The sequence below is a fragment of the Rhodoferax sp. genome (assembly GCF_039922535.1).
In the GTDB taxonomy this organism is placed as follows: domain Bacteria; phylum Pseudomonadota; class Gammaproteobacteria; order Burkholderiales; family Burkholderiaceae_C; genus Rhodoferax_B.
On the sequence record NZ_JBDTEM010000437.1, the window covers coordinates 1 to 10,061 of the forward strand.

The 10,061-nt window shown below is 60.0% G+C and carries 10 protein-coding genes; all 10 read left to right on the forward strand.

What is annotated here, in order from left to right:
- A partial coding sequence (gene tsf, locus ABI213_RS20810) for a translation elongation factor Ts (RefSeq protein WP_348028494.1) occupies positions 1 to 393 on the forward strand: 393 nt, incomplete at its 5' end.
- A gap of 73 nt (positions 394 to 466) precedes the next feature.
- Positions 467 to 1,189 (forward strand): UMP kinase, encoded by a 723-nt coding sequence (pyrH, locus tag ABI213_RS20815; RefSeq protein WP_348028496.1) that lies wholly within the window; start codon positions 467 to 469, stop codon positions 1,187 to 1,189.
- 31 nt (positions 1,190 to 1,220) lie between these two features.
- Positions 1,221 to 1,781: a ribosome recycling factor gene (gene frr / locus ABI213_RS20820; protein WP_348007712.1), complete on the forward strand. Its 561-nt coding sequence runs from the start codon at positions 1,221 to 1,223 to the stop codon at positions 1,779 to 1,781.
- Between the two features lie 116 nt (positions 1,782 to 1,897).
- Positions 1,898 to 2,629, forward strand: coding sequence for a polyprenyl diphosphate synthase (gene uppS, locus ABI213_RS20825; RefSeq protein WP_348007713.1), 732 nt, complete (start codon positions 1,898 to 1,900; stop codon positions 2,627 to 2,629).
- A 9-nt stretch (positions 2,630 to 2,638) separates the two neighbouring features.
- Positions 2,639 to 3,490, forward strand: a complete 852-nt coding sequence (locus ABI213_RS20830) for a phosphatidate cytidylyltransferase (RefSeq protein ID WP_348007714.1) — start codon at positions 2,639 to 2,641, stop codon at positions 3,488 to 3,490.
- Positions 3,491 to 3,499: 9 nt separating this feature from the next.
- On the forward strand, positions 3,500 to 4,678 hold the full coding sequence (gene ispC / locus ABI213_RS20835; protein WP_348007715.1) for a 1-deoxy-D-xylulose-5-phosphate reductoisomerase: 1,179 nt from the start codon (positions 3,500 to 3,502) through the stop codon (positions 4,676 to 4,678).
- Positions 4,679 to 4,699: 21 nt separating this feature from the next.
- Positions 4,700 to 6,061 (forward strand): RIP metalloprotease RseP, encoded by a 1,362-nt coding sequence (gene rseP / locus ABI213_RS20840; protein WP_348007716.1) that lies wholly within the window; start codon positions 4,700 to 4,702, stop codon positions 6,059 to 6,061.
- A 48-nt stretch (positions 6,062 to 6,109) separates the two neighbouring features.
- A complete protein-coding gene (gene bamA / locus ABI213_RS20845; RefSeq protein ID WP_348007717.1) occupies positions 6,110 to 8,407 on the forward strand; it encodes an outer membrane protein assembly factor BamA in 2,298 nt (765 codons plus the stop codon).
- Positions 8,407 to 8,925 (forward strand): OmpH family outer membrane protein, encoded by a 519-nt coding sequence (locus ABI213_RS20850; protein WP_348007718.1) that lies wholly within the window; start codon positions 8,407 to 8,409, stop codon positions 8,923 to 8,925. Before bamA ends, ABI213_RS20850 begins: the two co-directional genes overlap by 1 nt.
- Positions 8,926 to 8,946: 21 nt before the next feature.
- A complete protein-coding gene (gene lpxD / locus ABI213_RS20855; RefSeq protein ID WP_348007719.1) occupies positions 8,947 to 9,954 on the forward strand; it encodes a UDP-3-O-(3-hydroxymyristoyl)glucosamine N-acyltransferase in 1,008 nt (335 codons plus the stop codon).
- Positions 9,955 to 10,061 lie beyond the last annotated feature (107 nt).

The following is a 10,061-nucleotide window of genomic DNA, read 5'->3' on the forward strand; positions in this document are numbered from 1 at the left end:
GACGTGGCCATGCACATTGCTGCCATGAAGCCTGTTGCGCTGACCAGTGCCGATGTGCCTGCCGAACTGATTGAGAAAGAGCGTTCGGTGGCAGCCGGCAAGGCGGAAGAGGACAAGAAGACCGCTGAGGCCGCTGGCAAGCCGGTGCAGTCCGACGAAATCGTGGCCAAGCGCATCGAAGGCGGTGTGCAGAAGTACCTGAAAGAAGTCTCGCTGTTCAACCAGCCGTTCGTGAAGAACGACAAGCAGACTGTCGAGCAGATGCTGAAAGAGCGAGCCACGACCGTCAAGGGCTTCACGCTCTACGTGGTCGGTGAAGGCATCGAGAAAAAAGTCGACGACTTCGCTGCAGAAGTCGCTGCCCAGGTGGCTGCTGCCAAGGCTGCTGCCTGAGCTGAGCCCCTTCCCCGCCATTGCCGCCCCTGTTTTGCTGTCATCCCAAACACCCCCTGCCGGAGAATCTTTCATGCCCATCGCTACGCCAGCCTACAAGCGTATTTTGCTCAAGCTGTCTGGCGAGGCTCTGATGGGGGATGATTCCTTCGGCATCAACCGCACCACCATTGTTCGCATGGTGGAAGAGGTGGCCGAGGTCACCCGGATGGGTGTCGAGGTGGCGGTGGTGATTGGCGGCGGCAACATCTTTCGCGGTGTGGCCGGTGGGGCCGTAGGCATGGACCGTGCCACGGCCGATTACATGGGCATGCTGGCCACGGTGATGAACGCGCTGGCACTGGCCGATGCCATGGACAAGCAGGGTCTCACGGCGCGCGTAATGTCGGCCATTTCCATCGAGCAGGTGGTTGAGCCCTATGTGCGCCCCAAGGCCTTGCAGTACCTGGAGGAAGGCAAGGTCGTGGTGTTTGCGGCTGGCACCGGCAACCCGTTTTTCACCACCGACACGGCCGCTGCCCTGCGTGGTGCCGAAATCGGAGCTGAAATCGTGCTCAAGGCCACCAAGGTGGATGGGGTTTATACCGCCGACCCCAAGAAAGATCCTAGCGCGACCCGTTACACCACGCTGACGTTCGACGAGGCGATGTCCCAAAATCTGGGCATCATGGACGCGACTGCCTTTGCGCTGTGCCGCGACCAAAATCTGCCGATCAAGGTGTTTTCGATCTTCAAACTCGGCGCGTTGAAGAGCGTGGTGATGGGTGAAGACGAAGGTACTTTGGTCCACGCCTAATTCGGCCCACGGATTACTGAGGAGCATAAAAATGACTATCGCCGACGTTAAAACCAATTTGCAAGCCCGGATGGACCAGTCCATCGTGGCATTGAAGAACAATCTGTCCAAAATCCGCACCGGCCGCGCCAATCCAGGTCTGCTGGACACCGTGCATGTGGATTACTACGGCTCCATGGTGCCGATCAGCCAGGTGGCCAATGTGTCATTGATCGACTCGCGCACCATCGGCGTGCAGACTTGGGAAAAGAACATGGCAGCCAAGGTGGAAAAAGCCATCCGTGACAGCCATTTGGGCCTGAACCCCGCGTCTATGGGCGACCTGATCCGCGTGCCCATGCCCGCCATGAGCGAAGAGCGCCGCAAGGAACTCACTAAGCTGGCCCGTACAGAAGGCGAAAGCGCCAAAATCATCGTACGCAACGTGCGCCGTGATGCCAACGAAGCCATCAAAAAACTGGTGAAAGACAAACTGGCCTCGGAAGACGACCAAAAGCGCGCCGAAGTCGACGTCCAGAAAATCACCGACCGCCACATTGCCGAAGTGGACCAACTCATAGTCGCCAAAGAAGCCGACATCATGGCGGTTTAAATGGCTTACCCCCAGGCTACGCACTTCGTGTCTTTGCCAACCCCCTTGCAGGGGGCAACACCTGTGGCCTGGCAAAGCCAGTTCCACGGTGTTCTGGCACTGCACAGATTTACTTGATGTCCGCTCTTCCCGCACGCGTTCCCAAGCACATCGCCATCGTCATGGACGGCAATGGCCGTTGGGCGAACCGGCGCTTCATGCCACGCTTGGCCGGGCACCACCAGGGGGTGGATGCGCTGCGCCGTTGCGTCCAGGCTTGCCTGGACCGGGGCGTGGGCGTGCTGACGGTGTTTGCGTTCTCGTCCGAAAACTGGGACCGGCCGGCCGAAGAAGTCTCAGGCCTGATGTCGCTGATGGTCAGCGTGCTGGCCAAAGAAGTCGTCAAGCTCAAGGCCAACGGTGCGCAGCTGCACTTTGTGGGCAACCTATCGGCCCTGTCCGACAAGGTGCGCAACGGCCTGCTGGAAGCCGAAAAAGAAACCGCCGACAACCGCAAGCTGGTGCTCAATATCTGCTTCAACTACGGTGGCCGCTGGGACATTGCCCAGGCGGCGCAAAAACTGGCTGCAGCAGGCGAACCCATCACCGAAAAAAGCATGGACCGCGCCATGGCCCTGGCCCATTCACCCGACCCGGATCTGCTGATCCGCACCGGCGGCGAGTTCCGCATCAGCAACTTTCTGCTCTGGCAGGCTGCCTATTCCGAGCTGGTGTTCAGCGACAAACTCTGGCCCGAATTTGACGAAGCCGCGCTGGACGAGGCGATCGCCGTCTACAACGGCCGTGAGCGCCGCTTTGGCAAAACATCGGCCCAGGTGGCACCGGTAGCCACCGATCCGTCAACCTGAGTCTTATCCATGCTGCTGCAACGCGTTATCACGGCCCTGGTTTTACTGGCCTTTCTTTTGCCTGCGTTGTTTTATCCCCAGCCAGAACCCCTGTGTCTCTTGGCCATCATCGCGATTGCCGCCGCCACCTGGGAGTGGGGCCGCATGAACGGCATGACGCAGCCCAAGTCGGTGGCGCTGGCCATGGCCATGGTGTTTGCCTGTTTGCTGTCATGGATCATGGGCCTGTTGACGGCCCACACGCCCACACTGTGGACCATTGCGGGCGCGGCCTGGGTGCTGGTCGGTGGCTGGCTGCTGCGCAACGGGGTGAACGGCTGGGCTGCCATTGATAAGGTGTTGCGTGGCCTGTTTGGCTTTGCAGCCCTCTGGCTGGCGTGGCTGGCGATTTGCCAGGCCCGGGTGATTGGCACCAACTTTTTGCTGTCAGTGCTGCTGCTGGTCTGGGTGGCCGATATCGGTGCCTACTTTGCGGGCCGGGCGTTTGGCACCCAATTTTTCAAAAACAAGCTCGCCCCCAGCATCAGCCCCGGTAAAAGCTGGGAAGGCGTGTGCGGCGGCATGCTGGGCGTGCTGGTGCTGGCGGTGGCGTGGGTTTGGGCCGACAACGCCTGGGCTTCCCCGGTGGCCAGCCTGTACACCCGGCTGGCACACCAAAGTAGCATCTTGTTGGTGGTGGCCGCACTGTTTATGGCGGCCATGAGCGTGGTGGGTGATTTGGTCGAGTCGCTCATCAAGCGCAGTGCCGGGGTCAAGGACAGCAGCGGCCTGTTGCCCGGCCACGGTGGCGTACTGGACCGGGTGGATGCGCTGCTGCCCACGCTGCCGCTGGCCATGATGCTGGTTTCGCTGGTGGGCTAGGGTTTAGGCATGCAACAAAACTTGACGATTTTGGGCTCCACTGGTTCGGTGGGCACCAGTACTTTGGACGTGGTGTCCCGCCACCCAGAGCGGTTTGCGGTGTTTGCACTCACCGCTGCCACCCAGGTGGACCTGATGCTGCAGCAATGTGCGCAGTTCAAGCCCCGTTTCGCTGTGATGGCCAGTGCACCGCATGCCGCACTGCTGGCTGAAAAAATTAAGCAAAATAGCCTTCCAACGCAGGTACTTTCTGCGCAGGAAGCTATTGAAATGGTAGCATCGCATCCCGAGGTCGATGCGGTCATGGCTGCCATCGTCGGCGCAGCCGGACTGGCCCCGTGCCTAGCGGCAGCCCGTGCGGGCAAACGCTTGCTGTTGGCCAACAAAGAGGCGCTGGTCGTCGGCGGCGATGTGTTTTTGGCGGCTGTAAAACAGGGCGGTGCCTTGCTGCTACCTATCGACAGCGAGCATTCGGCGGTGTTCCAGTCGCTGCCCGAAGACCCGGCAGTTTGGCCCCGGCGGATTGAGAAGATCATGCTGACCTCGTCGGGAGGCCCGTTTCGCACCCGCGACCCGGCCACCCTGTGCGACGTGACCCCCGACCAGGCCTGCGCCCACCCCAATTTCGCCATGGGCCGCAAGATTTCAGTGGATTCGGCCACCATGATGAACAAGGCGCTGGAGGTGATCGAGGCCAAATACCTGTTTGGCGTGACCCCCGAGCAGATCGAGGTGGTGATCCACCCGCAGCAAATCATCCATTCGATGGTGCAGTTCCATGACGCATCGGTGATGGCCCAGCTGGGCACGCCGGACATGCGCGTGCCGATTGCTTACGGGCTGTCCTGGCCCGAGCGAATCGAAAGCGGTACCGCGCGGCTGGATTTTTCCCAGATGGCGGCCATGACCTTCGAGGTGCCCGATTTTCAGCGTTTTCCCTGTCTGGCCCTGGCTTGGGAAAGCCTGCGCGCGCCATCGGGTACCTGCGCCGTGCTGAATGCGGCCAACGAGGTGGCGGTGGCAGCCTTTTTGGACCGGCGAGTCCGTTTTGACCACATCCATGCGGTCAATCTTGCAACTTTGGCGGCCGTCACCCCCTCCAAGCCGCAGACGCTGGAAGATTTGCTGGCGTTGGACGCGGAATCGCGCGCCATTGCGCACCAGGCCGTGTCCCGCCTGACCGCCTGACCACTTGAACCAAGGACAGCCATGCTGACCATCGTCGCTTTCATCGTTGCACTGGCCTTGCTGATTGCCGTGCACGAGTACGGCCACTACCGCATCGCCGTGGCCTGTGGGGTCAAAGTACTGAAGTTCTCCATTGGCTTTGGCCAAACCGTGCTGCGCTGGCAGCCCAAGGGTTCGCCAACCGAGTTTGTCATTAGCGCGTTCCCGCTCGGTGGCTTTGTAAAGATGTTGGACGAGCGCGAAGCGCCAGTGGCACCTGAAGAACGCCATCTGGCCTTCAACACCCAGTCGCTGCCCAAGCGTGCCGCTATTGTGGCGGCCGGTCCGGTGGCGAATCTGCTGCTGGCGGTGCTGTTGTACGCGCTGGTCAACTGGAGTGGCGTGGAAGAACCCAAGGCTGTTCTGGCCAGTCCCACCATTGGCTCGGTGGCCGAAAGAGCCGGTATCCAGGGTGGTGAAACCGTGACCCGCGCAGGTTGGGACGGTGAAGATTTAGAAGATGTGGCCTCGTTCGATGAATTGCGCTGGCTGCTCACCCGGGGTGCGCTGGACAGCCGCGATGTGCGACTGGAGCTGGCAACTTCTGCCCAGGGGGCGCGGCGCGAAGTCGTGATGGCCCTGGCTCCGCTGCATGCCCAAGATGCCGATGCCCAATTGTTCCGCACCATTGGTGTGCTCGGTCCCTGGACCCGCCCGGTACTCGGCGAGGTGATGGCCGATGGCGCGGGCGCTCGCGCAGGCCTGGCCCCTGGCGACCTGGTGCTGCGGGTGGGTGACACGCCCATCGTGGACGGCCAACAATTGCGCGACACCATCCGCAGCTCCCTGTTGGACGGGCAAGGCCTGGCACAGGTGTGGCAGATCGAACGCGGCGGGCAGGCGCTGGCCTTGACCGTCACCCCGGATGTCCAAGCCGATGGCCTGCAGTCGATTGGCCGCATCAGCGCCTATGTGGGCGCCCCCCCGGAGATGTTGACCATCCGCTATGGCGTGTTCGACGGCCTGTGGCGTGGCGTGGAGCGCACCTGGGAGGTGTCTGGCCTGACTCTGCGCATGATGGGCCGCATGGTGGTGGGCGAGGCTTCCATCAAAAATTTGAGTGGCCCCTTGTCGGTGGCCGAATATGCGGGCAAGTCGGCCAGCTTGGGCTTTACCCAGTACCTGGTATTTCTGGCTCTGATTAGCGTTAGCCTCGGTGTCCTGAACCTTCTGCCCATCCCGATTTTGGACGGTGGGCACCTGTTGTATTATCTTTGGGAGGCTGTCACAGGCAAACGCGTATCTGACGCTTGGATGGAACGCATGCAGCGCGGAGGCGGTGCAGTGCTGTTGTTGATGATGTCCATTGCACTGTTTAACGATGTCAACCGCCTGTTTGGCTAACATTTACCTGACTGCCCGCCTAGCGCGGCATCAGACTTACCACATTCCATGAAAAATCACTTTAATAGCTTTCGCCTGCGGACTTTGTCGGCTGCAGTGGCGCTGGTATTGGCTGCCAACACGGCCTGGGCTGTCACGCCTTTCGCGGTCCGCGACATCCGCATTGAGGGTTTGCAACGCGTCGAACCGGGCACCATCTTTGCCTCCCTGCCGTTTCGGGTAGGCGATACCTACAACGATGACCAGGGTTCCGCGGCTATTCGCACCTTGTTCGCTCTGGGTTTGTTCAAAGACGTGCGACTGGAAGTCAGTGGCGACGTGCTGGTGGTGGTGGTCGAAGAGCGCCCCACGATTGCCGATGTCGAGTTTGTCGGTTCCAAGGAGTTTGACAAGGACGCACTGAAGAAATCCATGCGCGATGTGGGTTTGACCGATGGCCGTCCGTTTGACAAAGCCCTGGCCGACCGCGCCGAGCAGGAACTCAAGCGCCAGTACATCAACAAGAGCCTGTACGCCGCCGAAGTGGTGACCACCGTCACCCCGGTGGACCGCAACCGCGTGAACCTGACATTTACCATCACCGAAGGTGAGCCCGCCAAGATCAAGGACATCCACATCGTGGGTGCCAAGGCCTTCAGCGAATCCACGTTGCGTAACCAGTTCGAGCTGGACACGGGGGGCTGGCTTAGCTGGTACACCAAGTCCGACCGCTACACCCGTGCCAAGCTCAACGCCGATATCGAAACGCTGCGCTCTTACTATCTGTCGCGCGGTTACCTGGAGTTCAAGGTTGACTCCACCCAGGTGGCGATTTCGCCCGACAAGCAAAGTATGTCGATCACCATCAACGTGACCGAAGGCGAGCGTTTCGTGGTGTCCGCCGTCAAGTTGGAGGGCAATTACCTGGGCAAGGACGACGAGTTTAAGTCGCTGGTCAGCATCAAGCCCGGCGAGGCTTACAACGCCGACTTGGTGGCCAAAACCACCAAGGCCTTCAAGGACAACTTTGGCAGTTTCGGCTTCGCGTTTGCCCAGGTCGAGGCCAAGCCGGAAATCGACCGCACCACCAACCGTGTGGCTCTGGTGATGCAGTCCGAGCCCTCCCGCCGTGCCTATGTGCGCAAGGTCAATGTGGCGGGTAATAGCCGTACCCGCGACGAAGTGATCCGCCGAGAATTCCGCCAGCTGGAATCGTCGTGGTACGACGGTGACAAGATCAAGTTGTCGCGTGACCGGGTAGACCGCTTGGGCTTTTTCAAGGAAGTCAACGTAGAAACTCAAGACGTGGCCGGTTCGCCCGACCAGGTGGATGTGCAGGTCAATGTGGAAGAAAAATCAAGTGGCAGCATCCAGCTGGGGGCCGGTTTCTCAAGTGCCGACAAGCTGTCGTTGTCGTTCGCCATCAAGCAGGAAAACGCGTTCGGCTCGGGTAATTACCTCGGCCTGGAAGTCAATACCAGCAAGTACAACCAGGTCGTAGTGCTCAGCACGGTGGACCCGTACTTCACCAACAGCGGCATTTCCCGCTCCATCGACATCTTCCACCGTGCCACCAAGCCTTACAACGACCAGGGCGGCAATTACGAACTGGTGACCGAAGGTGCAGGCCTGCGCTTTGGTGTGCCGTTCAGCGAGCTGGACACGGTGTACTTCGGCGGTAGCCTGGAGCGCACGACCATCAAGCCGGGTACCAATATTCCTGCCGCCTATCTGGCCTATGCCGAAGAATTTGGTTACACCAGTTTGGCGATTCCGCTGACCATTGGCTGGTCGCGCGACGACCGGGACAGCACCCTCGCACCCAGCACCGGTGTATACCAGCGCCTCAACACCGAAGCCGGTCTGTTTGGCGATGCGCATTACGTGCGCACCAACTACCAGTACCAGCAATACGTGCCTTTGACCAAGCAGTTCACTCTGGCCTTCAATGGCGAGGTCGGCTATGGTAAGGGCCTGGGTAACCGGCCTTTCCCGGTGTTCAAGAACTTTTATGGCGGCGGTTTGGGCTCGGTGCGTGGCTTTGAGCAGGGCACACTGGGCCCGCGCGACGTGACCGGGTCGGTGATTGGCGGGCCCAAGAAGTTCACCCTGAACACAGAAATCCAGTCGCCTTTCCCCGGCGCTGGCAACGACCGTACGCTGCGCCTGTTTGCCTTTGGTGACATTGGCAATGTGTACGGCGAAAATGAGCGGATTCGTTTCGGCGAGATGCGGGCTTCGGCCGGTGTCGGCCTTAGTTGGATTTCTCCGGTCGGTCCCTTGCGTTTGGCCTATGCCAAGCCCATTCGCAAGTTTGCTGGCGATAGAATCCAACCCTTGCAATTCCAAATAGGTACGTCTTTCTAATGAAGCACTTTTTACGCCAATTCGGATCCGGCATTTTATTCGGGGCTGTGCTCCTGTCTGCCCACGCGCAGGCGGACGAGTTCCGCGTCGGATTCGTCAATACCGACCGTATCTTCCGCGAGTCCGCGGCGGCTAAGACGGCCCAGGCCAAGCTGGAACAAGAATTCGCCAAGCGTGAAAAAGAACTTAGCGATGCCGGTGTGGTTCTGAAAACCGCTTCTGACAAGTTCGAGCGCGAAGCCTCGACCCTGGCGGAAAGCCAACGTACCTCGCGCCAAAAGGTACTGGTGGACCAGGACCGCGACTTCCAGCGAAAGCGCCGTGAATTCCAGGAAGACCTGAATTCCCGCAAGAACGAAGAGCTGCAGCAAGTGCTGGAAAAAGCCAACAAGGTGATCAAGCAAGTGGCTGAAACCGAAAAGTACGATGCCGTGTTGCAAGAAGCTGTCTACATCAATCCCAAGTACGACATCACCGACAAGGTCATCAAGGCCTTGAACGCGGTTCCCGTCAAGTAATTTTTTGAGAGGGGTTCCAGCATGGCGCTGCGTCTAGGCGCGATAGTGGAAGCCCTGGGGGGCGTACTGCATGGAGATGCAGAGCTGTCTATTGATGGCATCGCTCCGTTGGAGTCGGCCGGTCCGTCGCAGTTGGCTTTTCTCAGCAATCCCAAGTACCAGCAACAACTGGCCCAGTCTCAGGCCGGTTGCGTGATTGTGGGTCCCGCCCAGGCCGATATGGCTCTGGCACGTGGTGCCTGCATCGTAGCGGATGCCCCCTATTTGTACTTCGCCAAAGTCACCCAGCTTTGGAAGCGCCAGCGGCCGGTAGCTACTGGTCCGGCCATCCATCCCAGTGCAGTGATCGACCCGAGTGCCCAGATCGACCCCAGCGCTCGTATTGGCCCGCTGTGTGTGGTGGAGCGCGGAGCCCGCATTGGTGCCGACACGGTACTCAAGTCACGCGTCACGGTGGGTGAGGACTGCAGCATTGGTGCGCGTTGCCTGCTGCATGCGGGCGTGGTGATCGGTGCCGATGGCTTTGGCTTTGCGCCCAATGCCGGGGTCTGGGAAAAAATTGAACAGCTCGGCGCGGTCTGCATCGGCAACGATGTCGAAATCGGTGCCAATACCTGTATCGACCGGGGTGCGCTGTTGGACACCGTGATTTCCGACGGCGTCAAGCTCGACAACCTGATCCAGATCGGCCACAACGTCTTTGTGGGTGCCCATACCGCCATGGCGGGCTGCGTCGGCGTGGCGGGCAGTGCCCACATCGGTGCGCATTGCACCGTGGGCGGCGGCGCGATTGTGCTGGGGCATTTGACCCTGGCCGACCACGTCAATATCTCCGCAGGCACCGTGGCGACCCGCTCCATCACCCAGCCCGGCCACTACACCGGCATGTTCCCGATTGACGACAACGCCAAGTGGGAAAAAAATGCCGCCTCTCTCAAGCAGTTGCACAGCCTGCGCGACCGCCTCAAGGTGGTTGAAAAAACCTTAGAGGTTATGCAGAGCCAGGTTGACGGGCCAAAGGCCGATTGACCTGGCTCTGCATAATTCGTGAACATTAGAACAACTCCAACAGAGCCCCAAAAAACCATGATGGACATCCACCAAATTCTCAAGCAACTGCCGCACCGCTATCCCTT